23 protein-coding genes, 1 tRNA gene and 1 pseudogene are annotated in these 21,987 nt (G+C 67.3%); 11 read left to right on the top strand and 14 right to left on the bottom strand.

Annotated features, from left to right (window positions below):
* Positions 1-32 precede the first annotated feature (32 nt).
* Both G6N25_RS14630 and G6N25_RS14635 read right to left on the bottom strand, forming a co-directional pair.
* Positions 33-1,181, bottom strand: a complete 1,149-nt coding sequence (locus tag G6N25_RS14630) for an acyl-CoA dehydrogenase family protein (RefSeq protein WP_083073647.1) — start codon at positions 1,179-1,181, stop codon at positions 33-35.
* Complete coding sequence (locus tag G6N25_RS14635) at positions 1,178-2,860, bottom strand: acyclic terpene utilization AtuA family protein (protein WP_142272590.1); 1,683 nt, start codon at positions 2,858-2,860, stop codon at positions 1,178-1,180. Before G6N25_RS14635 ends, G6N25_RS14630 begins: the two co-directional genes overlap by 4 nt.
* A 258-nt stretch (positions 2,861-3,118) precedes the next feature.
* Here G6N25_RS14635 and rpmF point away from each other — a divergent pair, with 258 nt between their 5' ends.
* From rpmF to G6N25_RS14660, 5 genes are all read left to right on the top strand, one after another.
* Positions 3,119-3,292, top strand: coding sequence for a 50S ribosomal protein L32 (gene rpmF / locus G6N25_RS14640; RefSeq protein WP_067115484.1), 174 nt, complete (start codon positions 3,119-3,121; stop codon positions 3,290-3,292).
* Positions 3,293-3,463: 171 nt separating this feature from the next.
* Entirely contained in the window at positions 3,464-4,150 is a 687-nt protein-coding gene (locus tag G6N25_RS14645) for a response regulator transcription factor (RefSeq protein WP_083073645.1), read from the top strand.
* Complete coding sequence (locus tag G6N25_RS14650; protein ID WP_083073644.1) at positions 4,150-5,655, top strand: HAMP domain-containing sensor histidine kinase; 1,506 nt, start codon at positions 4,150-4,152, stop codon at positions 5,653-5,655. Before G6N25_RS14645 ends, G6N25_RS14650 begins: the two co-directional genes overlap by 1 nt.
* Before the next feature lie 107 nt (positions 5,656-5,762).
* Positions 5,763-7,163: a S1C family serine protease gene (locus tag G6N25_RS14655; RefSeq protein WP_083073643.1), complete on the top strand. Its 1,401-nt coding sequence runs from the start codon at positions 5,763-5,765 to the stop codon at positions 7,161-7,163.
* Positions 7,163-7,720, top strand: a complete 558-nt coding sequence (locus tag G6N25_RS14660) for a MogA/MoaB family molybdenum cofactor biosynthesis protein (RefSeq protein ID WP_083073642.1) — start codon at positions 7,163-7,165, stop codon at positions 7,718-7,720. The genes G6N25_RS14655 and G6N25_RS14660 overlap by 1 nt, the downstream gene beginning before the upstream one ends.
* 7 nt (positions 7,721-7,727) lie before the next feature.
* On the opposite strand, the gene mscL is transcribed toward G6N25_RS14660, so the two are convergent.
* The 4 genes from mscL to G6N25_RS14680 form a co-directional block, all read right to left on the bottom strand.
* Positions 7,728-8,189: a large-conductance mechanosensitive channel protein MscL gene (gene mscL / locus G6N25_RS14665; RefSeq protein WP_083073641.1), complete on the bottom strand. Its 462-nt coding sequence runs from the start codon at positions 8,187-8,189 to the stop codon at positions 7,728-7,730.
* Positions 8,190-8,234: 45 nt separating this feature from the next.
* Positions 8,235-8,915 (bottom strand): SAF domain-containing protein, encoded by a 681-nt coding sequence (locus G6N25_RS14670; protein ID WP_083073640.1) that lies wholly within the window; start codon positions 8,913-8,915, stop codon positions 8,235-8,237.
* Positions 8,916-8,979: 64 nt separating this feature from the next.
* Positions 8,980-9,297, bottom strand: a complete 318-nt coding sequence (locus tag G6N25_RS14675; protein ID WP_083073639.1) for an FmdB family zinc ribbon protein — start codon at positions 9,295-9,297, stop codon at positions 8,980-8,982.
* Between the two features lie 75 nt (positions 9,298-9,372).
* Positions 9,373-9,987, bottom strand: a complete 615-nt coding sequence (locus tag G6N25_RS14680) for a 5-formyltetrahydrofolate cyclo-ligase (protein ID WP_083073669.1) — start codon at positions 9,985-9,987, stop codon at positions 9,373-9,375.
* Between the two features lie 77 nt (positions 9,988-10,064).
* On the opposite strand from G6N25_RS14680, the gene G6N25_RS14685 reads away from it, so the two are divergent.
* The 5 genes from G6N25_RS14685 to G6N25_RS14705 all read left to right on the top strand — a co-directional run bounded on the left by G6N25_RS14685 (position 10,065) and on the right by G6N25_RS14705 (position 14,326).
* Positions 10,065-10,979, top strand: coding sequence for a UTP--glucose-1-phosphate uridylyltransferase (locus G6N25_RS14685; RefSeq protein ID WP_083073638.1), 915 nt, complete (start codon positions 10,065-10,067; stop codon positions 10,977-10,979).
* 62 nt (positions 10,980-11,041) lie between these two features.
* A complete protein-coding gene (glp, locus tag G6N25_RS14690) occupies positions 11,042-12,331 on the top strand; it encodes a molybdotransferase-like divisome protein Glp (RefSeq protein ID WP_083073637.1) in 1,290 nt (429 codons plus the stop codon).
* Between the two features lie 15 nt (positions 12,332-12,346).
* A complete protein-coding gene (locus G6N25_RS14695; protein WP_083073636.1) occupies positions 12,347-13,000 on the top strand; it encodes a GNAT family N-acetyltransferase in 654 nt (217 codons plus the stop codon).
* 185 nt (positions 13,001-13,185) lie between these two features.
* On the top strand, positions 13,186-14,202 hold the full coding sequence (gene sepX / locus G6N25_RS14700) for a divisome protein SepX/GlpR (RefSeq protein WP_083073635.1): 1,017 nt from the start codon (positions 13,186-13,188) through the stop codon (positions 14,200-14,202).
* 51 nt (positions 14,203-14,253) lie between these two features.
* Positions 14,254-14,326: transfer RNA gene (locus G6N25_RS14705), tRNA-Ala, on the top strand.
* Between the two features lie 183 nt (positions 14,327-14,509).
* On the opposite strand, the gene G6N25_RS14710 is transcribed toward G6N25_RS14705, so the two are convergent.
* From G6N25_RS14710 to G6N25_RS14735, 6 genes are all read right to left on the bottom strand, one after another.
* A complete protein-coding gene (locus G6N25_RS14710) occupies positions 14,510-15,025 on the bottom strand; it encodes a hypothetical protein (RefSeq protein WP_142272585.1) in 516 nt (171 codons plus the stop codon).
* Positions 15,022-15,432 carry a helix-turn-helix domain-containing protein gene (locus tag G6N25_RS14715; RefSeq protein ID WP_083073634.1) on the bottom strand — a complete coding sequence of 137 codons (411 nt, stop codon included), beginning with the start codon at positions 15,430-15,432 and terminating at the stop codon, positions 15,022-15,024. The genes G6N25_RS14710 and G6N25_RS14715 overlap by 4 nt, the downstream gene beginning before the upstream one ends.
* A 53-nt stretch (positions 15,433-15,485) precedes the next feature.
* On the bottom strand, positions 15,486-15,908 hold the full coding sequence (locus G6N25_RS14720; protein ID WP_083073633.1) for a hypothetical protein: 423 nt from the start codon (positions 15,906-15,908) through the stop codon (positions 15,486-15,488).
* Positions 15,909-16,493: 585 nt separating this feature from the next.
* On the bottom strand, positions 16,494-17,321 hold the full coding sequence (locus tag G6N25_RS14725) for a mycofactocin-coupled SDR family oxidoreductase (RefSeq protein WP_083073632.1): 828 nt from the start codon (positions 17,319-17,321) through the stop codon (positions 16,494-16,496).
* A complete protein-coding gene (locus tag G6N25_RS14730) occupies positions 17,318-18,895 on the bottom strand; it encodes a flavin-containing monooxygenase (protein ID WP_083073631.1) in 1,578 nt (525 codons plus the stop codon). Before G6N25_RS14730 ends, G6N25_RS14725 begins: the two co-directional genes overlap by 4 nt.
* A complete protein-coding gene (locus tag G6N25_RS14735; RefSeq protein WP_083073630.1) occupies positions 18,892-19,491 on the bottom strand; it encodes a TetR/AcrR family transcriptional regulator in 600 nt (199 codons plus the stop codon). The genes G6N25_RS14730 and G6N25_RS14735 overlap by 4 nt, the downstream gene beginning before the upstream one ends.
* A 220-nt stretch (positions 19,492-19,711) precedes the next feature.
* Between G6N25_RS14735 and G6N25_RS14740 the strand changes: the two genes are divergently transcribed.
* Positions 19,712-20,215 carry an SRPBCC family protein gene (locus tag G6N25_RS14740; protein ID WP_083073629.1) on the top strand — a complete coding sequence of 168 codons (504 nt, stop codon included), beginning with the start codon at positions 19,712-19,714 and terminating at the stop codon, positions 20,213-20,215.
* Between the two features lie 124 nt (positions 20,216-20,339).
* On the opposite strand, the gene G6N25_RS14745 is transcribed toward G6N25_RS14740, so the two are convergent.
* Both G6N25_RS14745 and G6N25_RS14750 read right to left on the bottom strand, forming a co-directional pair.
* A complete protein-coding gene (locus G6N25_RS14745) occupies positions 20,340-20,666 on the bottom strand; it encodes a nuclear transport factor 2 family protein (protein ID WP_083073628.1) in 327 nt (108 codons plus the stop codon).
* A 10-nt stretch (positions 20,667-20,676) separates the two neighbouring features.
* Positions 20,677-21,904: pseudogene (locus G6N25_RS14750) on the bottom strand (cytochrome P450).
* Positions 21,905-21,987 lie beyond the last annotated feature (83 nt).

Genomic DNA, 21,987 nt, shown 5'->3' on the forward strand with positions numbered 1-21,987 from the left:
GGGGACGGAGCGATGAGGAGGAGGGGGTGCAATCATGATTGATACCCAAGGATTTTGGCGGCCAGTGCTGTCAGGATTTCGGTGGTTCCGCCGCCGATGCCCAGGATCCGCATGTCGCGGTATTGGCGTTCGACTTCGGACTCGGCCATGTAGCCCATCCCCCCAAATAACTGGACGGCCTGGTTGGCCACCCATTCCCCGGCCTCGACGGCGGTGTTCTTGGCGAAGCACACCGCCGCGATCAGGTTCGTCTCCCCGGCCAGTTGGCGCTCCACCAAGTTGCGCGCATACACCCGCGCGACGTCGATGCGGCGGGCCATCTCGGCCAGGGTGTTCTGCACCGACTGGCGGGATATCAGCGGGCGGCCGAACGTTTCGCGGTCGCGGCACCACTGGACGCTCAGGTCCAAGCACCGTTGTGCGCTCGAATAGGCTTGCGCGGCAAGGCCGATCCGCTCGGCGACGAATGCCGCGGCGATCTGGGCGAACCCGCTGTTCTCGGCGCCGATGAGGTTGGCCGCCGGCACCCGCGCGTCGGTGTAGGACAGCTCGGCGGTGTCAGACGATCGCCAGCCCATCTTGTCCAGCTTGCGGGTGACCTCAAAGCCCGGTGTGCCCTTCTCGACCACCATCAGCGAAACCCCCGCGGCGCCAGGGCCGCCCGTGCGCACCGCGGTGACCACGTAGTCGGCGCGGACCCCGGAGGTGATGTAGGTCTTGGCGCCGTTGACCACATAGTGGTCGCCGTCCAACACCGCGGTGGTGCGCAGGTGCCCGACGTCGGAACCGCCGCCGGGCTCGGTGATGGCGAGCGCGCCGATCTTCTCGCCGGCCAGCGTCGGCCGCACGAACGTGTCGATCAGCCGCGCGTCGCCGGATGCGATCATGTGCGGCACCGCGATGCCGCACGTGAACAGCGACGCGAACACCCCGCCCGGTGCGCCGGTCTGGTGCATTTCCTCGCAGATGATCACCGAGTCCGCGCCGTCGCCGCCGCCCCCGCCGACCGCTTCGGGAAAGCCCGCGCCCAGCAGGCCGGCGGCGCCGGCGCGGCGGTGCAGGTCGCGCGGCAGGTCGCCGGTGCGCTCCCACTCGGCGATGTTGGGCACGATCTCGCGTTCGGTGAAGGAGCGCACCGTCTTTCGCAACTGTTCGCGCTCGGGCGTGGTCCAGATGCTCACAGCAAAATCTCCGGGATGTCGAGGTAGCGGCCGCGCAGCCATTCGCCCAGCCCCTTGGCCTGGGGATCGAATCGCGCCTGATAGGCGACACCCTGGCCCAGGATGCCGTCGATGACGAAGTTGACGGCGCGCAGGTTGGGCAGCACGTGGCGGGTGACGTCGAAGTCCGCGGCCTCGGGCAGCAATTCCTTGAGCAGCTCGACGGTCAACGTGTTGGCCAGCCAACGCCACTGGTCGTCGGTGCGCACCCACACCCCGACGTTGGCCGATCCGCCCTTGTCGCCGCTGCGGGCCCCGGCGATCCGGCCCAGCGGCGCCCTGGCCACCGGGCCGGACGGGAGCGGCTCCGGCAACGGCGGGTCGGGAGCCGGTGCCAATCCCAAAGTTTGGGTGGCACACGGGATGTCGGTGCGGGAGCCGTCGGCGTGCACGGCGACGTGTGGGACCTGCCCGGCGTCGACGTAGCCGGCGGTGAACACGCCGTAGACCTGACCGTCGCCCGGCGGGGCGGTCACGTGAAAGCCCGGATAGCTGGCGAGCGCCAATTCTACCGCGGCCGAGGAGAATTGGCGTCCGACGTTCGCCGGGTCGGGGTCGCGGACGACGCAGTGCAGCAGGGCGCTGGCGGCTTCCTCGGTGTCGGCGTCGGTGTGGTCGGTGCGGGCCAGGGACCACCGCAGCTCGGCGGGCTTGACGGTCAACGCGGCCTCCAGCTGCCGGCGCACCAACTCGGCCTTGGCCTCGATGTCCAGGCCGGTCAGCACGAACGTCATCGCGTTGCGGAAACCGCCGATGCTGTTCAGCGACACCTTCAGCGTGGGCGGCGGCGGCTCGCCGAGCACGCCGGCGATGCGGACCCGGTCGGGGCCGTCCGCGGACAGCTCGATGGTGTCCATCCGGGCGGTGACGTCGGGGTTGGGGTAGCGGGCGCCGGTGATCTCGTAGAGCAGTTGCGCGGTGACGGTGTCGACGCTGACCAGGCCGCCGGTGCTGGGATGCTTGGTGATCACCGACGAGCCGTCGGCGTGGACCTCGGCCAGTGGGAAGCCCGCGTGGGTCAGGTCCGGGATTTCGGTGAAGAACGAGTAGTTGCCGCCGGTGGCCTGGACGCCGCACTCGATGACGTGGCCGGCGACCACGGCGCCGGCGAGTTTGTTGTAGTCGGCGCGCCCCCAGCCGAAGTGCGCGGCCGCCGCGCCGACGATGACCGAGGCATCGGTGACCCGGCCGGTGACGACGACGTCGGCGCCGGCGTTGAGGCAATCGACGATGCCCCACGCGCCCAGGTAGGCGTTGGCGGTCAGCGGCGTCCCCAGGCCAAGTTCCGCCGCGCGGGGCTGCAGGTCGTCGCCCTCGACGTGGGCGATCCGGGCCGGGACGCCCAGGCGCTCGGCCAGCGCGCGTATCGCGTCGGCCAGCCCGGCCGGGTTGAGGCCGCCGGCGTTGGCGACGATCCGGACCCCGCGGTCGCGCGCCTCGCCGAGGCAGCCTTCGAGTTGGGTCAAAAAGGTCTTGGCGTAGCCGCGTTCGGGGTGCTTCATCCGGTCGCGGCCCAGGATCAGCATGGTCAGTTCGGCCAGGTAGTCGCCGGTGAGGTAGTCAACGCCCCCGCCGCCGAGCATCTCGCGCATGGCCGACAGCCGGTCGCCGTAGAACCCCGAGCAGTTCGCGATCCGGATGCCGCCGAGACGACCGGGCACAGAGGCCATGCGCGTCCTCCATTCATGGCAATACCGGTGACCTGCGAACCAACCAACCACCCGGTAGGTTAGCGGGTACCGCCAGCGTCACGTCAAGGATGCCTGGTCCGTGGGGGTGCTCGTTTTGGTGACCGGCGGGCCACCGACTATCCTTGGATGCAATCGTCGCACGTTCGGCCCGACCGGCCACCCACGCGACATGCCCGACGAAGCCCCAACGAGGAGTTAGGCCCGACCATGGCCGTACCCAAGCGCAGGATGTCGCGCGCGAATACCCGAAGCCGTCGCGCGCAGTGGAAGGCCACCCGGACCGAGCTCGTCGGTGTGACGGTGGCGGGCCAGAAGCACAAGGTGCCCCGCAGGCTGCTCAAGGCGGCCCGCCTGGGTCTCATCGATCTCGACCGCCGTTAACCCGATTACCGTCGGTCGCCGCGCCAGGGCAGCCGGGTGCCACGGCGTCCTCCCGAGACAGGGGCCCAATGTGGTGGATGTGACCAGCCGCCGCGGGGCAGTCATCGGGCGGGTTAGTGCCTCGGCGCGCCTCTCAGGCCGCTCTCAGTCGCTGGGGCGAAACTGGTAGCCATGCGAATACTTGTCGTCGACGACGATCGTGCGGTGCGTGAATCGCTGCGCAGATCGCTTTCCTTCAACGGCTACTCGGTTGAGTTGGCCCACGACGGGATCGAGGCCCTGGGCATGATCGCCAGCGATCGGCCCGACGCACTCGTCCTCGACGTGATGATGCCGCGTTTGGACGGGCTGGAGGTCTGCCGCCAACTCCGTAGCACCGGCGACGATTTGCCGATCCTGGTGCTCACCGCGCGCGATTCCGTGTCCGAGCGGGTGGCCGGCCTGGACGCTGGCGCCGACGACTATCTGCCGAAGCCGTTCGCCCTCGAAGAGCTGTTGGCCCGCATGCGGGCGCTCCTGCGCCGCACCAAACCGGACGATGGCGGCGAGTCGGTGGCAATGGAATTCTCCGACCTGGCTCTGGACCCGATCACCCGCGAGGTCACTCGGGGGCAACGCCGAATCACCTTGACCCGCACCGAGTTTGCGTTGATGGAAATGTTGATCGCCAATCCGCGCCGGGTACTCACCCGCAGCCGCATCCTCGAGGAGGTGTGGGGATTCGACTTTCCCACCTCGGGCAACGCGCTGGAGGTCTACGTCGGCTATCTGCGCCGTAAAACCGAAGCCGGTGGCGAGCCGCGACTGATCCACACGGTGCGCGGGGTCGGTTACGTGCTTCGGGAGACGCCGCCCTGATGATCCGGTTCCACCGGCGCCGGCACGCACCGCTTCGAGCCACAAGTTCCTTGTCCCTGCGGTGGCGGGTGATGCTGCTGGCGATGTCGATGGTGGCCATGGTCGTCGTGCTGATGGCCTTCGCGGTCTATGCGGTGATCTCGGCCGCGCTGTACAGCGACATCGACAACCAGCTGCAAAGCCGGGCGCAGCTGTTGATCGCCAGCGGTTCGCTGGCCGCCGATCCGGGGAAGGCCATCGAGGGCACCGCCTACTCCGATGTCAACGCGATGTTGGTGAACCCGGGTCACTCCGTGTACACCGCCAACCAGCCGGGGCAGACCCTGCCCGTCGGAAACACCGAGAAGGCCGTCATCCGCGGCGAGCTGTTCATGTCGCGCCGCACCGCGTCGGATCAACGAATCCTTGCCATCCACCTGCCCAACGGCAGCTCGCTGCTGATCTCCAAGAGCCTGAAGCCCACCGAAGCGGTCATGACCAAGCTGCGTTGGGTGCTGCTCATGGTCGGCGGCATCGGCGTCGCGGTCGCCGCGGTGGCCGGGGGCATGGTCACCCGGGCCGGATTGCGTCCGGTTGCCCGGCTCACCGAGGCCGCCGAACGGGTGGCGCGCACCGACGACCTGCGGCCCATTCCGGTCTTCGGTAGCGACGAATTGGCCAGGCTCACGGAGGCTTTCAATCTGATGCTGCGGGCGCTGGCGGAATCCCGGGAGCGGCAGGCGCGGTTGGTCACCGACGCGGGGCATGAATTGCGCACCCCCCTGACGTCGCTGCGCACCAACGTCGAGTTGCTGATGGCGTCGATGGAACCGGGGGCGCCGCGGCTACCCGAGCAGGAGATGGTCGACCTGCGCGCCGACGTGCTCGCGCAGATCGAGGAATTGTCCACGCTGGTCGGCGATTTGGTGGACCTCACCCGTGACGACGCCGGCCAGGTGGTGCACGAGCCCGTCGACATATCCGAGGTGATCGATCGCAGTCTGGAGCGAGTTCGGCGGCGGCGCAACGATATTCACTTCGATGTCGAGGCGTTTCCCTGGCAGGTCTACGGCGACGCCGCCGGGCTGTCGCGCGCGGTGCTGAACCTCATGGACAACGCGGCCAAGTGGAGCCCGTCGGGTGGTCACGTCGGCATCACGTTGAGACGACTGGGCCCGTCGCACGCCGAGCTGGTGGTCTCCGACCACGGCCCGGGGATTCCGCCGCAGGAGCGCGGCCTGGTGTTCGAGCGCTTCTACCGATCGACGACCGCACGGGCCTTGCCCGGTTCGGGACTCGGGCTGGCGATCGTCAAGAAAGTGGTGCTTAACCACGGCGGGTTGCTTCGTATCGAGGACACGGTGCCGGGAGGCCAGCCCCCGGGAACCTCTATTTACGTGCTGCTTCCGGGCCGGCCGGTGCCGGTCTCGACCTATCCGACGCCCGGGGGCGGCGCCGAGGCCGCCCCCGTTGCGCCCGTGGCGAACTCTCGGGATCCGGCGAACGTTATCTCAGTGGACTCTTAGTCCGCGCGGGCAAGGTAGATCTGCAGCTACTGTTGGAATCGAGCGAAGTCGACCCAACACAAGCCGACATAACACGAGCCGAAATAGAGGAAGAGCGACGTAGCGACATGACGAATGACCCGAGGTATTCGCCACCGCCGCAGCAGCCGGGATACCGTACCGGGCCTGATCAGCCTGTGCCCCCAGCCTATGCCCAGGGGCAACAGCCGCCTTACAACCAACAGTTCGACTGGCGCTATCAGCAGTCGCCGCCGACCCAGTACCGCCGGCCCTACGAGCCGTTCGGCGGCACCGGTCCGGGTCGGGCACCCGGGGGCGGGGGCACTGGGGGAGGCCCCATCCCCGGGATGCTGCCCCCAATGCCTCCGCCGGTTCCCCAAAAGCGTTCCCGCGCAGGCCTGTTGACCGCCGGCGCGTTGGCGATCGCGGTGGTCTCGGCCGGAATCGGCGGCGCCGCCGCAACGGCCGTCGAGCTGGGCACGCACTCCACGGACAGCAATGGCCACGGGACAGTCCCCGGGGCCGCTCCCAGCGTCCCGGCCGCCAACATGCCGCCGGGCAGCGTCGAGCAGGTCGCGACCAAGGTGGTGCCCAGCGTCGTGATGCTGGAGACCGACCTGGGTCGCCAGTCGGAAGAGGGCTCCGGCGTCATCCTGTCGGCCGACGGCCTGATCCTGACCAACAACCACGTCGTCGCAGCCGCGGCGAAGCCGGGAGGCGGCCCGGGTACGTCCGCCGGTCCACCCCCGAAAACGACGGTGACGTTGTCCGACGGGCGGACCGCGCCGTTCACGGTGGTCGGGGCCGACCCCACCAGCGATATCGCCGTGATCCGCGTGCAGGGCATTTCGGGGCTCACGCCCATTTCGATGGGCTCCTCGTCGGACCTGCGGGTTGGCCAGCCGGTGGTGGCGATCGGGTCGCCGCTGGGCCTGTCGGGCACGGTGACCACCGGAATCATCAGCGCGCTGAACAGGCCGGTGTCCACGACCGGCGAGTCGGGCAACCAAAACACCGTTTTGGACGCGATCCAGACCGACGCCGCGATCAACCCGGGTAACTCCGGTGGCGCGCTGGTCAACATGGGCGGCCAACTGGTGGGCGTCAACTCGGCGATCGCGACCCTGGGCGCCGATTCGCCCGATTCCCAGAGCGGGTCCATCGGCCTCGGCTTCGCCATTCCGGTCGACCAGGCCAAGCGCATCGCCGACGAGCTGATCGCCACCGGCAAGGCGTCGCACGCCTCGCTCGGAGTGCAGGTGACCAGCGACAAGGGCGCCCCGGGCGCCAAGGTCGTCGATGTCGTGCCCAACGGCGCGGCCGCGGCCGCCGGTGTGCCCAAGGGCGTGGTCGTCACCAAGGTCGACGACCGCCCGATCAACAGCGCCGACGCGCTGGTTGCCGCCGTGCGGTCCAAAGCGCCCGGTGACAAGGTGTCGCTGACCTTCCTGGACCCCGGCGGCGGGAGCCGCACCGTGCAGGTCACCCTCGGCAAGGCGGATCAGTGATGAGGGTCGAAGAGCCCTCGGCGGTGGGTTTGTCGGAGCTCGGATATACGGTGACACCCATGGAAACTGGTGCGGAGTTGGTGGTCGGCCGGGCTCTGGTCGTGGTGGTCGACGATCGCACCGCGCACGGGGACGAGGACCATAGCGGCCCGTTGGTCACCGAGCTGCTGACCGAGGCGGGGTTCGTGGTGGACGGCGTGGTGGCGGTCGCGGCCGACGAGGTCGAGATCCGCAACGCGCTGAACACCGCGGTGATCGGCGGGGTGGACCTGGTGGTGTCGGTCGGCGGGACCGGTGTCACGCCGCGTGACGTCGCCCCGGAGGCCACCCGCGAAATCCTGGACCGGGAAATCCTGGGTATCGCCGAGGCGGTCCGCGCGTCGGGGCTGTCGGCGGGAATCATCGACGCCGGTTTGTCCCGCGGCCTGGCCGGTGTGTCCGGCAGCACGCTGGTGGTCAACCTCGCCGGCTCCCGTTATGCAGTACGCGACGGAATGGCGACGCTGAATCCGCTCGCCGCCCAGATCATCGGGCAGCTGTCGAGCCTGGAGATCTAGAACCGGGTCACAGCGATTCGGCGTCCGCGCGGGGCCCGTGGCTCGGGGTGGGCGTCGCGCCGGTCCCGCCGTGCTTGCCGGACGAGTCTCCATTGGTGGTTTGCGCGAGCAGATCGCGGATCTCGGTGAGCAGGACGACCTGGGCGTCGTCCGCCTGCTCGACCTCACCGCGCCTGCGCAGCGTGGTGTAGGGGAGCACGACGAAGAAATACACGACGAGCGCGATCAGGAAGAAGTTGATCGCGGCCGACAGCAGGATGTTCAAGTCGATGGTCTGGCCGCCGCCGATGCCGATCTTGAGGGCGCCGACGTTGGACTGCTCGTTCACGCCGATCCGGTTGATCAGCGGCGTGATGATGCTGTCGGTGAACTTGGTGACCAAAGCGGTGAAGGCAGTACCGATGACCACCGCGACGGCCAGGTCGACGATATTGCCCCGCGAGAGAAACTCCTTGAACCCTTTGAACATGGGATGTCCTTTCTGGACTGGACAGAGCCTGCTATGGCCAGGGACTCAGTGCAGGGTGAGCGTCACCGTCTGACCCAACGCCGAGCCCGCCACCGAATTCGCCACGCGAGCCGGCAGCGCAACTAACACTACGCGGTCGGTATCGGTGGCCTGGACTTTCTGCTTGGCCGACACGAGGACCACGACGGCATCGGTGGCCACCACCCTGGAGGCCGGCTGGGTGGTCCCCGGCGCGTCGGTGGCCGGCGCGGCCAGCACGTCGACCACGTCGCCGACCCGAACCAGGTCGATCAGGGCGCTGTCCGCCAGGTGCAGCGGCACGATGCGGGCGCCGGGGCCGGCCTTCGGTCCGACCGCCGCTTCGGCCAGCCGGCTGCCGAGCAGCCGGACGTCGGTGAGCACCTCGCCACGTCTCGCCGGGCCGGCCAGCGTCGAGCCGACCACCGCGCCGGGGTCGGTCTCCGGCCCGTCGGGAACCGTTGTGGCCAAACGCTTTTCGAGCCGCACGTCATCGGCGGTCAACGCGGCGCCGGGGCGCAGGTCGCGCGCCGCCACCACCACGTCGGCGACATCACCGTCGGGATTCGACCGCAGGGCCGCGACGCCGGCCAACACCACGAGACCGCCCGCGGCCACCCGCCGGGCCAGCACGGTGCGCGTCCAGTCCGGGCGCAGCCACGCCGATAGGCGGCGCAGCGGCGCTGGGTTCAGCGATGACTCCCCCATGCCGCAACGGTAGGCGCGGCGCGGCTCCGGCGGTGCCGGTCACCGATCCCGTTGTGGATAACCGCTAGGACGAGGCCGCCGCGGTGGACGGCGCGGGGGCGCTGCTCGACTTCTCGCTCGAGCCGTTCTTGTCGCCGGACCCGGAACTCGACCCGGCGTCGCTCGTCGAGGACGCGTTGACCGTGCTCGTCGACTTCTTGCCGTCCTCGCGGCTGTCGGTGCGGTAGAAGCCGCTGCCCTTGAACACGATGCCGACGTTCTTGAAGAGCTTGCGCAGCCGTCCGGAGCACTGCTCGCACGTGGTCAGCGCGTCGTCGGTGAAGGCCTGCACCATGTCGAAGCGGTTGCCGCACTCGGTGCACTCGTAGCTGTAGGTCGGCACTCGGAACCTCCATGAATGTTAAAGCCTCGTTAGCACTCTAGCGTGTCTAGTGCTAGAACGGCCGTGTGAACCGTCTCATTCCCCGCCGTGACCGCCGGAAACCATGGTGATCGCCCCGCGCCGGGGGGTGACCACATGGGTCATCGGCACGTCGTGCGGCTCCGCCGGTAGCTCGTCGACGAACTCGTCGTCGCGCACCATAGCGACGAGGGGCGCCCGCGGGTCCCGGCCGTCCAGCGAGCGGTCGTAAAACCCGCGCCCCCGGCCCAGCCGCACGCCCCGGCGGTCGACCGCCAGAGCCGGGACGATCACCAGGGCGGCCTCGGCCAGCGCCGACGACGGCAGCACGGGGCCGGGCGGCTCGAGCAGCCCCCACGGTCCCGCGACGAGCGCGCCCGGCCGGTATTCGCCCCACCGCAGCGGCAACGGCGCGTCTTTGTTTCCTGGACCGGCGGTGCGCGCGACCGGCAGCAGCACCCGTCCCGACCGGCGCAGCAACATATCCAGCAGCTCGATCGACCCCGGCTCGGTGCCCACCGGCGCGTACGCGCAGACGGTGCTGTCGCTGTTCACCATCGGCTCCAGCCGCTCGCTGAGCATGCGCGCCTCGGCGGCATGAACGTCGTCGGCAACGCGACGCCGCGCGGCCAGCAGCCGCTCGCGCAGCGCGGCCTTGCTCGCGGTTGCCATGCCCTCAACCATGACAGCCCCCGCTTTCGCGCCGCCACACCGCGTGGGCAAACCCGGCGAGGGTTATCGTGTGAACGATGTCACGCCCAGAAGTTCCGGTCCCCTTCACGGCGATCGTCCCCGCGGCCGGCCTGGGTACGCGTTTCCTGCCCGCGACCAAGACGGTGCCCAAGGAGCTGCTGCCGGTCGTCGACACCCCCGGCATCGAGCTGGTCGCCGAAGAGGCGGCCGCGGCCGGCGCCGAACGCCTGGTGATCGTCACCTCCGAGGGCAAGGACGGGGTCGTCGCGCACTTCGTCGAAGACCTGGTGCTGGAGGGCACGCTCGAGGCGCGGGGCAAGAAGGCGATGCTCGACAAGGTGCGCCGCGCGCCGCAGCTGATCAAGGTCGAGTCGGTCGTCCAGGCGGAGCCGCTCGGACTGGGCCACGCCATCGGCTGCGTGGAACCCACGCTGACGGCGGACGAGGACGCCGTGATGGTGCTGCTGCCCGACGACCTGGTGCTGCCGACCGGCGTCTTGGAGACGATGTCGAAGGTGCGCGCTCAGCGCGGCGGCACGGTGTTGTGTGCCATCGAGGTGCCGCCCGAGGAGATCAGCGCGTACGGGGTTTTCGACGTTGAGCCGGCACCTGGGTTTTCCGACAATCCCGACGTGCTGAGGGTCAAGGGCATGGTCGAGAAGCCCAAGGTGGAGGATGCCCCCTCGATGTACGCCGCGGCGGGCCGCTATGTGCTCGACCGCGCCGTCTTCGGCGCGTTGCGCCGCATCGACCGGGGCGCCGGCGGCGAGGTGCAACTCACCGACGCCATCGCGCTGCTGATCGACGAGGGCCACCCGGTGCATGTCGTCGTGCATCGCGGATCTCGACACGACTTGGGAAATCCCGGCGGCTACCTGAAGGCTGCGGTTGACTTTGCATTGGATCGTGACGACTACGGCCCGGATTTGCGGCGATGGTTGGTGGCGCGATTGGGCCTGACCGAGCACTAGCCGGGCGATAGTGCCGGTGTGTGGGGCGGGCCAGGGCGCCCGTTAGGGCAGAGAGGCGCGCTGTGCGTTCTGTGGAGGAGCAGCAGGCCCGGATAACGGCCTCCGCGGTGGCCCCGCGGCCGATACGTGTCGCCATCGCCGAGGCGCAGGGGTTGATGTGCGCCGAGGAGGTGGTGACCGAGCGGCCGATGCCCGGATTCGACCAGGCCGCGATCGACGGCTACGCGGTGCGCAGCGTCGACGTCCTGGGCGTCGGCGAGGTGGGCGGCGAAGACTTGGGCGAAGCGTCCGACGAGTCGGCCGAGGAGTCAGCCGGCGACGGATTGGTGCTGCCGGTGATGGGAACCATCGAGGCCGGATCGCGCACGCCCAGCCGGCTGCAGCCGCGGCAGGCCGTCCGGGTGCAGACCGGGGCGCCGCTGCCCACGCTGGCCGACGCGGTGCTGCCGTTGCGGTGGACCGATGGTGGGGCGTCGCGCGTGCGGATTCTGCGCGGGGCGCCGTCGGGCGCCTATGTGCGCCGCGCCGGCGACGACGTCCAGCCCGGTGACGTGGCCGTGCGGGCCGGGACGATCATTGGCGCCGCGCAGGTCGGGCTGCTGGCGGCGGTCGGCCGCGAACGGGTGTTGGTGCATCCGCGGCCTCGGTTGTCGGTCATGGCCGTGGGCGGCGAGCTGGTCGACATCTCGCGCAGCCCGGGAAACGGGCAGGTGTACGACGTCAACTCCTATGCGTTGGCCGCGGCGGGCCGGGACGCGGGCGCGGAGGTCAACCGCGTCGGCATCGTCAGCAACAACCCCAAGGAGCTCCGCGACGTCGTCGAAGGGCAAATCAATCGCGCCGAGGTCGTGGTGATCGCCGGTGCGGTCGGGGGTGCGGCGGCCGAGGCGGTGCGATCGGTGCTTTCCGAACTCGGCGAGATGGAGGTCGTCCGGGTGGCCATGCACCCCGGGTCGGTCCAGGGCTTTGGGCAGCTGGGCCGCGAGGGCGTTCCGACGTTCTTGCTGCCGGCCAATCCGGTCAGCGCGCTGGTGGTCTTCGAGGTCATGGTCCGGCCGCTGATCCGGCTGTCGCTGGGCAAACGCCAGCCGATGCGGCGGATCGTGCAGGCCCGCGCCCTGTCGCCGATCACGTCGGTCGCCGGGCGCAAGGGGTACCTTCGCGGCCAGCTGATGCGGGACCAGGACAGCGGTGAGTATTTGGTGCAGGCGCTGGGCGGGGCCCCGGGAGCGTCATCGCACCTGTTGGCGACCCTTGCCGAAGCGAACTGCCTCGTGGTGGTTCCCAGCGGCGCCGAGCAGATTCGCACCGGAGAGATCGTCGACGTCGCCTTCCTGGCCCAGCGCGGCTAGCCAGACCGACCCCCGATGAACCTGTTGCGCACCAGTTCTCGTCATCCCGGTTGGCCGTTGGAGGTCGGGCCGCTGCGGGTCCCGGCGGGCGTCGTCCGGTTGCGGGCGGTGCGGATGCGAGACGGCGCGCAGTGGAGCCGGATCCGGCTGGCCGATCGCGCGCATCTCGAACCGTGGGAGCCCAGCGCCCATGGCGACTGGACGATCCGGCACGCTGCTGCCGCCTGGCCGGCGTTGTGCTCGGGTCTGCGCGCGGAGGCCCGCAGGGGGCGCATGCTGCCGTACGTCATCGAGCTCGACGGGCGTTTCTGCGGTCAACTGACCATCGGCAACGTCACCCACGGGGCGTTGCGATCGGCGTGGATCGGCTACTGGGTGCCGAGGTCGGCGACCGGTGGCGGGGTGGCCACCGCGGCATTGGCGCTGGGCCTGGACCATTGCTTCGGTCCGGTCATGTTGCATCGCGTCGAGGCCACCGTGCGCCCGGAGAACGCCGCGAGCCGGGCCGTGCTGGCAAAGGTCGGGTTCCGGGAAGAGGGCCTGTTGCGCCGTTATCTCGAGGTTGACCGGGCATGGCGCGACCATCTGCTGATGGCCATCACGGTCGAAGAGGTTCAGGGATCGGTGGCATCGTCCCTGGTCCGCGCCGGTCACGCGGGTTGGGCGTGATCCCTTAGGCCCTTCGCCGGTGCGCCCCTGGAGGCCGCACCGGATTGTGGCTAGCGCGACACGAGTGACAGTTGGTGCTTGTGGGAGGGAAATTACAGGTGTGTAATTGTCCTGGTCATGCGACCCGGACGCGCCGGCCACCGACGAGCCTCGCGGGGTCCGCGACCAGTTAGGAGTGGGTCATCATGCCAAGCATCCCGCAGTCGTTGTTGTGGATCTCGCTCGTGGTGCTCTGGCTGTTTGTGCTGGTCCCGATGCTCATCAGCAAACGCGACGCCGTGCGGCGCACCAGCGACGTGGCTTTGGCGACGCGGGTGCTCAACGGCGGCGCCGGTTCGCGGCTGCTCAAGCGTGGCGGCCCCGCCGCGGGTCATCGCAGCGATCCTCACTGGCAGCCGGAGGAAGATCAGGATCTGCACGAGGACGAGCTTGCTGAGTGCGACCAGGACCTGCACGAGGACGACCGCGACCCTCAGGGGGAAGACGACGCCGACGATGGGCAGGCGACGCGTCCGGTCGTCATGAAGGTCGCCGAGGACCCCGAGCCCGATTACCTGGACGTCGACGTCATCGAGGACTCCGGGGCACTTCCCGTAGGGGCCAGCGCCGAGCTCGACGAGGACGACGCCGCCGACGAGGTGTCGGACCAGGACCAGGGCGACCGATACGAATACGTCGAGGACTCGTCCGGGTTGGAGCCCGAAGCGGACTCCCAGGAGGACGAGGACGCGGATTCGCGGGCGTTCGTCGCACCGGGCGCCTCGCGGCGGCGCCGATTCGACACGAAGACCGCGGCGGCGGTCAGCGCCCGGAAATACGTCTTCCGCAAGCGCGTGCTGATGGTGATGGCGGTCGTCTTGGTCGGCACGGCGACGGCCGCATTCGAGGTGTCGTCGACAGCCTGGTGGCTGTGCGGCACCGCCACCGCTATCACCGTGCTCTACCTGGCCTATTTGCGTAGGCAGACCCGGATCGAGGAGAGGGTGCGTCGTCGGCGGATGCAGCGGATGGCGCGCGCGCGGCTTGGCGTGGAGAACGCCTACGACCGCGAGTACGACGTGGTCCCGTCGCGGCTACGCCGCCCCGGCGCGGTGGTCCTGGAGATCGATGACGAGGACCCGATCTTCGAGCATTTGGACAACGCGATGCCCATGCGGACCTTTGGCTGGCCCAGGGACCTGCCGCGTGCGGTTGGCGAATAGGCGCTGGCCGTTCGGCTGTTCGTCTCGCGGCTGGTAGCCTGCTAGCGATCAGGGGCTATGGCGCAGTTGGTAGCGCGACTCGTTCGCATCGAGTAGGTCAGGGGTTCGAATCCCCTTAGCTCCACAGAGTTTGAGCAGTTCAGCGTGATTTCTGGCCGCTGACAGCGGTCCCCGATTTCGGCTCGGTCCCCGGGTAGCAGCAATCGCGGCGTCCAGATTTGCGGCGACCTCGTCGAGATCGTCGCCGAACAAGTCGGCGTGGACATCGAGCGGCTTGATTGCGCTTGTAAACCGTGCGACTCGCCGACTAACTACGTTGCTTGCGGCGAGGTGAATTGGCCCTCTTTGGCTCGGATTCTGCTTTTTGACGTCGTGGCATCCGGTGAGCAACAGCTGGGATAACTGGCGGCTGGATACCCATCACTCGTGCCCCGTCGTTGAAGGCACCTCGAATCATGCCAAGCACGTAGTCGAAACCGACTGTGTCGACGAACGCACCTAGCGCTTCATCGTCGTTCGTCGGGAATCCAGACTCCATCCTGAACGTCACCTCAAGGTCATACGCGGACTCCAAGCCATTTTTGAACATCTCGATTCGCTCTCTAACGCGAATATGAGGTGTGCTGTGATCGTTCTCAACGTTGGTCCCCACCCTGACGGCAAGTTCGAAAGGAGTTAACTCCTCATCGTTCTCCTCAGACTTATCGTCGCCCTCGGACTCGCTCTCTTCCCGCCTGCGTGAACTCCGCTCATACCAAGTCAGGTCGGCGCCAACGACTCGATTAATGAGGTCCTCAGGCTCGCGGTCGCGCCAATTCGTCACAGGCGTACAGCAATCCGCTCTTCCCACACGCCCTGGTCATCCAGTCGGGGCGCATTGTGCGCGGCCGAGGAACCCCGCCAGCTGCGCAAGTGAGTCACAACGGCGTCATCTGCGCAATGCCAGCCATCCACGGGCTCAACGGCAAACATGATGTCCGCGCCGACCGCTTGCGCATAACGCAGGACGGTCTCGAGGCGGGGGCTAGTCTCTTGGCGTTCAAAGCGGCTTATCCCGGATTTGTGAATTCCGATCGCATCTGCCAGCTGAGATCGTGAAAACCCTCTTTGATCGCGGACACGAACCAAATCCCTCACCAGTCGGCGAGCACCTCGGGTCAGGCGACTGGCCAGTTCGACTGCCTCGTCCGAGCTCAAGTCGAGTGAATCGGTGGTCTGATGCGGGCTCATAGTTGCAATATAGCGCAACCTTATGGGTGTGTTGATCACGATCTGCGGACGCTTCAGCGTGGTTCGAACGGTGGGTAGGTCTGTTTGCTCTCTCTGCAATACCGCTTGAACAACCCCATTGCTGCGCGGATCGACGTTTGCTGGCGCGTTGTACCTTCCTGTGCAGACTCCGCGGGGTCCTTCCAGCCCAGCCCGCACGCGACAACCAGGTTGCTGGTCTCGATTGGCTCACTAAAGTACAGGCGCCACTCCAGACCCGCCTTTCCCTTACGTCGCTTCCCGGTGGCTTTGAGTTCTCCAAGCCACGGCGGATTCACCACCCGGTCTGGTGCCTGGGGGATGGGTGCCCGATAGTCGATGGGCTCCCTCCACATCGTGAGAATCATGCCCGGGTTAGTGGCCTCCTCGCGCAAACCCTTCAAGGCACCCACGGCGAAGGAATCGTGATTCTGCAGATCGTCGAGCTGTGCCTGCACCTCAGGCAAGATTAGCCACGCGCAACCTCCGTCGAGGATCCGCGACCTATACAGCACGCACAACCGTCCTCCGTCCCTGTGCAGCCCCCCGTTGGCTAACCGACAACCGTATCAAGCGATCCACGCGTCGAATGGGTCGCGCGCCAATCCCCATGTGTCACATCGGCCACTCGCCGGCCGGCATACAACGACGTGCCCACCTCACAGCGACAGCTAACCGCTTTTTGTCGCGGTGAGGTGGGCAGAAAGGTATGTGCCTGCCACGTCGAGACGCGAGTGACAAATGTGACCACCACGAGGTGTCCGGCGTGGCCCGCCCTGGCTTGCGGACCGCCGCATAATAGCGACGCTGCGGCAGTTCACTTTCTCTGACGGCGTAAATCGTGCCGGTCGATCACCACCCCCGACGAAGCACAACCTCGAGTCAACGACCTGCGGTCACCCCGAGTCACGAACCGTGAGCCAAGGTCAAGTCTTAACGCTCTGGTCCGTAAGTTATTACCAGACGCCCCGCCGCTGCAGGCGACCTCTGTGTCGTCCCCCGGTCGCGGCCAGCACGGGTTGCAACCCAAAACCGACGAGCGCTCAAATCTTCAGATAGCCTTTGTCGGCGGGGATTTGGGCGGCGGTGATCAGCGACGACGCGTCGCTGGCCAGCCACACCACGATGTCGGAGATCAGGTCGGGAGCGGCCAGCGACTCGGTTGGGAGTGCGCCGGGCGAAAAGCTGTGGATATAGTGCGGGTGGTCTTGGAAGACCTGGTACATCGACAGATCGTTGCCCATGGGCGTGTCGGTGCCGTAGGGGTGCACGGAGTTGACGCGGATGCCGAACTCGCCGAGTTCCACGGCCAGCGAATTGGTAAGGCCGACAACACCGAACTTGCTGGCGCAATAGTGGCCGCACCCGGGGACGGCCTTGATGCCGGCCGCGGAGCTGATCGTGATGATGGAGCCGCCGTTTCCGGCGGCGATCATCGGCGGTACCACGGCTTTGATGGTGTTCCACAGCCCGGTCAGGTTGATGTCAAGGGTGTCCTGCCATTGCCGGGCCGAAATTTCCCACACCCGGCCCCAATTCAGCACGCCGGCGTTGGCCACGACGATGTCGAGGCGGCCGAACTGTTCGATCGCGTTCGACACGACCCGCTGCTGGCCGACCAAATCTCGGACGTCGACCTCCTCGGCGAGGATCTTGCGGCCCTCACCTTCGACCAAACTGACTGTCTCGGCAAGGTCCTGTGGCAGTGCCGGAGGATAGCCGTTGTGCTCGGCTACCGGTGCGCACGCGTCGATCGCGACGATGTCGGCGCCGGCGCGGGCCAACCGGACGCAGTGCGAGCGGCCTTGTCCGCGGGCGGCTCCAGTCACGTAGGCGACCTTGCCGGCCAACGGATTAGCGGGGTCGGTCATGCCGACAGCTCCTTTGAATGCGGCATCAACTGTGGTCTGCTGGCAGCCTTGCAGTGGAATTCATAATCCGTCAAGGGCGATCGCCGGCTGAAGCGGCGCGACCCAGCGATGGTTTGGGGCCGGTGATAGACGGTGTCGTCCTGGGAGTTGACGAAGTAGGTGGAAAGACCCGGGTTGCACGCCGTGAGGTACAGGTGAACGGCTTTGCCGTGCCGGCGCATCCGATCGTTCCATCGATCAAACGCCGCCTCGCTTGCCGCGACCTTCACCGCTCCGCGGCGCCTGGCCTCGTCGATGACGCGCACGGCGTGGGCCGCCATGGTCTCGACGAAGTCTGGCCAGGCGAATCCGACGAAGCCCAGGGGCCCGACGATCTCCCACCTGTTGGGTAGTTGCGGGTGTGCGGTGCCCGCGTAGCTGCGCAGCCCGTGGGCGCGATAATACTCGGCAAGGTCGAATCCGTCGTCACCCAAAACCGTTCCCGATCGGTATGTTTCGGGATCGGTCCACAATTCGTAACCGGTGGCCATAACGATCAGATCGGCCGGGCGATCGGTGCCGTCGGTGGTGCGGATGCCGGTGTGGGTGATCCGCTCGATCGGGGTGGTGATCAGGTGGGTGCCGACGTGGTTGAACACGGGCAGGAAACTGCTGGAAATGACCGGGCGTTTGGCGAGCAGGCCGTAGCGGGGCACCAACGCCCTGCGCGTTTGCGGGTCTTCGACCACCGCGCGTAGCAGCGTCCGGTACAAAGCCCGGTAGCAGGCGTCGTAGAGCGGCATGAGCCGTACCAGCAGCGCGCTGGGCAGCCGGGGCAGGAGGTGCACGATCGGCGCAACCATGAAGGCGTCCATGCCGATACGCCCGAGGGCGTTGATGGCGCCGACCGCCCCGGGCAGTCGCAGCAGGACGCGCATCCAGGGCGGGATGTCGAAGTCGATCTTGGGCAGCACCCATGCCGGGGTGCGCTGATAGATGTCCAGGCTGGCCGCCTGGGCGGACAACGCTCCGGCGATCTGGACACCGCTGGATCCGGTGCCGATGACGGCGATCCGCTTGCCCGTGGTGTCGTAGCCGTCGTCCCAGGCGTTGGGCCGCAGGATCTTTCCCGCGAAGTCGTCGATGCCGGGGATGTCCACGACATCCTTGGCGTTCACGTAGCCGCCGACGGAGTTGATCACAAACCGCGCGGACACCGCAGGCCGATCCTTGACCGCAAGGCGCCAAAGCCCGGCCCGCGCGTCCCATTGTTGTTGGGTTACTTCGGCATTGGGCCGCAGGTGCTCATAGAGTCCAAGGCTGGCGGCGGTATCGCACAGATACTGGTAGATCTCCGGGCCGGGGGCGAAAAAGCGAGTCCAGTTCGGGTTGGGCGCGAATGACAACTGATACCACAGCACGGGGATGTCGACGGCCAGGCCGGGATAGTGATTGTCACGCCAGGTGCCGCCGAAGTCGTGGCCGCGTTCCAGGATGACGAAATTCGTTATGTCTTTGTCGCGCAACAGCTTCGCTGTGGCGATGCCACCCGGCCCGGCGCCGATAATGGCTACTTCGTAGTCGGGCTCACTCACGATCCGGTTCCGGTCAGGCCGGCGACGATGTGATCGCACACGAAACGCCGCACCGTGCGGGGACTGTCCAGATTTATCCCCAGCGGGGGTAACAGCTCGAAACTGAACAGCATTCGGATGATCCATTCACTGGCCCGTACCGCGTCGACGCTGCCACCAACTTCGCCGTTGCGCTGCGCGGCTTTGACCAATGGCTTCCACAGCTCGATCGAGCGTCGCATCAGCTCGTCGCCGCCGTGCTCCAACAGCAGCACCAGGATGCTCCGGCTGATGCCCCGCGGCGTCGCCTGCGAACCCTGCCGATGCGCACAGATCAGCACCGCCGCGGCCGCCACTTGTCCGGCCAGGGTGGGCTCCTTGTCGACCTCGGCGGCCATGGTTTCGGTAAATGCCGCGGCCAGGTGATTGAGCGCGGTGGTGATGGCGTCGTCGCGGGTACCGAGCACGTTGTGGACGGTGCCGCGCGACACGCCGGCCGCCTCGGCGACCGCGGTGAGGCTGAATCGTCGTGGCCCAAGGTGGCGGAGCGTGTCGGTGACCGCCGTTAAAAGAGCGGGCGGCACGGGTTTGGCTTCTCGGACGGTGTCGACTTGCACTTGAACACATTAGCGATATGTGTTCAAACCGGTCAATATCCGGCACCTTGGGAGCTGACGGCACCGCTCCTTGCACACTCTAGCGATATGTGTTCAAGTTGAGCGGTGTTGGCGGTGACGTGATCTTGATCGGGATCGCGATCGCGTGTCGAGGAGGAGACTGTCGTGGGCGGCTCGTGCTGACGAATACACAGAAATGGGGCATTAACCGTTGTCTCGGATGTATCCCTGCGACCCGGTGGACCTCGATTTTCTGCGGACGGCGCCGCACCGGTTCAGCAACAGCGTGGACCTCGCTGTCACGCCTGAAGAGCTGTTCGAGGTCCTTGCCGACGCCGAAGCCTGGCCGCAATGGGCCACGGTCATCACCAAGGTGACGTGGACGAGCCCCGAGCCTCGCGGCGTCGGCGCCACCCGCGTTGTCGATATGCGTGGCGGCATCGTGGGCGACGAGGAGTTTTTGGCGTGGGAACCCAATAGCCACATGGCGTTTCGCTTCAACGAGAGCTCGACGTCGGCGCTGGCCGCCTTTGCCGAGGACTACCGTATCGAGCCCACCGCGCACGGGTGTCGCCTGACGTGGACCCTGGCCAATCGGCTGGTGGGCCCGGCGCGGCTGTTCGCCCCGTTGACTGGTCCGGCGATGAACGTGGCGTTTCGCCGTTTCCTGGCCAACCTGCGCCGCTACACCGACGAGCGGTTCACCACAACGCGTCGCGCGTAGGGCGCATGGTCGCCAATCGGCTGACAGAACAGGACTTGGGTGAGACGGCGGATCGGCGAGGTGTTCGATCAGGTTATCCAGGAACGGTGCGGCCTCCGAAATGGCGGTGGCGACGCCCCATCGGCTAGCGGTAGTAGATGTCGAGTCGTTCGATCCGGTCGTCACCGATGGTGAATATGTCTGCGGCGTACACGTATTGGCCGGGCTCGCCCAGCGGGCTCGACGCGCGTATCTGGATGATCTCGGCGTCGCGATCGCTGAACCGCGTTTCGATTTCGGTCACCGCCTGTCCGGCGAACACGACCGTTCGATAGAAGTTGGCGATGTCCTCCACACCAACGTACGTTCCGGACGGATGCCGCAGTGTGGCGGTCGGCGCGAAGAGCGCCATGAGATCGTCGATGTCGGCGCGGTTGACGGCGTCGATGTATTTCTCGGCGATGTTGGTCATGTACTTTCCTTCAGCGAGCGTCGATCGTGACGGGCATGTGTCGCACTCCGGCATGTTTGTTGCTGCGGACGTACTCGATCGGTCCGGTCAGGGTGACCGCGCCGACGCGGTCGAGCAGCACATCGAAGATCACCCGCATCTCCATCCGGGCGAGTGATGCGCCCAGGCAGAAGTGCACGCCGCGGCCGAAGGTCAAGTGCGGATTCGGGTTTCGGGTGATGTCGAAGGTGTAGGGATCCGCGAACACGGTCTGGTCGCGGTTGGCCGACGCCCACCACAGGCTTACCTTGTCTCCGGCGGCGATGCGCTGGCCCATGCAGCTCGACGTCGCGGGTGGCGGTGCGCCGGTTGTACGGGGTCGACGACGCCCAACGCAGCATCTCCTCGACGGCGGTGGGCAGCAGTGCACGCTCGCCACGCAGCCGCTCCCACGCCTCGGGATGTTCACTAAGCGCCGACATTCCGAGGGCGATCGAGTTGCGTGTCGTCTCGCTGCCGGCGGCGATGATCAGGCTCAAGAACATGCGCTGCTCGTTTTCGGTGAGCGGTTCGCCGTCGATCAACGCATGGGTCACCACCGACAGCAGGTCATCGGCTGGCCGGGTCCGTTTGCGCTCCAATAGGTTTGTGCCGTAGGTGAACATCTGCGCTTGGGCTTGCGTCACGCGGTCGTTGATCTCACCGACCTCACGGTCTTCGTAATCCAGGGTGACATTGGCCCAGTTCATCAGTTCGTGGCGGTCCTCCTGCGGCACGCCGGCCAGCTGGGCGACGGCTTGCAGCGGCAGTTCGGCCGCCACGTCGACCAGGAAGTCACACTCGCGCTTGGCAATAGCCGCATCGACGATCCCGACCGCGCGGCGGCGCAGGTCCTCCTCGATCGCGCGCAAGGCCCGCGGCGTCGTGCTGGGTGTCAGCAGCTTGCGGATCTTCGCGTGGCGCGGGTCATCCATCATGTTCAGCAACACGCCGACCGCGAAACCCGACGGCATGTCCTCCAGGGTGGTGCCCCCACCCTCGCGGTCGCCGCCGGTCTCGGAGGAGAAGGTGTCGCTGTCGGTGGCCGCGGCGATGATGTCGGCGTAGCGGCTGAGCACCCAGAACCCCTCGGCCCCGGGGGTATGGGCCGTGGGCGGGTGAAACCAGGCCGGCGATTCGCGGCGCAGCACGTCGAAGACGTGGTGGGGGAACCCGGTGGTGAATCGGTCCAAGTCGGTGAGGTCGATGTCGTCGTGCATGGGACTGGCAGCTCCCGAGGGCTTGTAACAGGCAATACGACCATACACACGTACTGGTGTGTCATGTCTACGGCCGGCGTGGT

Source organism: Mycobacterium heidelbergense (assembly GCF_010730745.1).
GTDB lineage: Bacteria > Actinomycetota > Actinomycetes > Mycobacteriales > Mycobacteriaceae > Mycobacterium > Mycobacterium heidelbergense.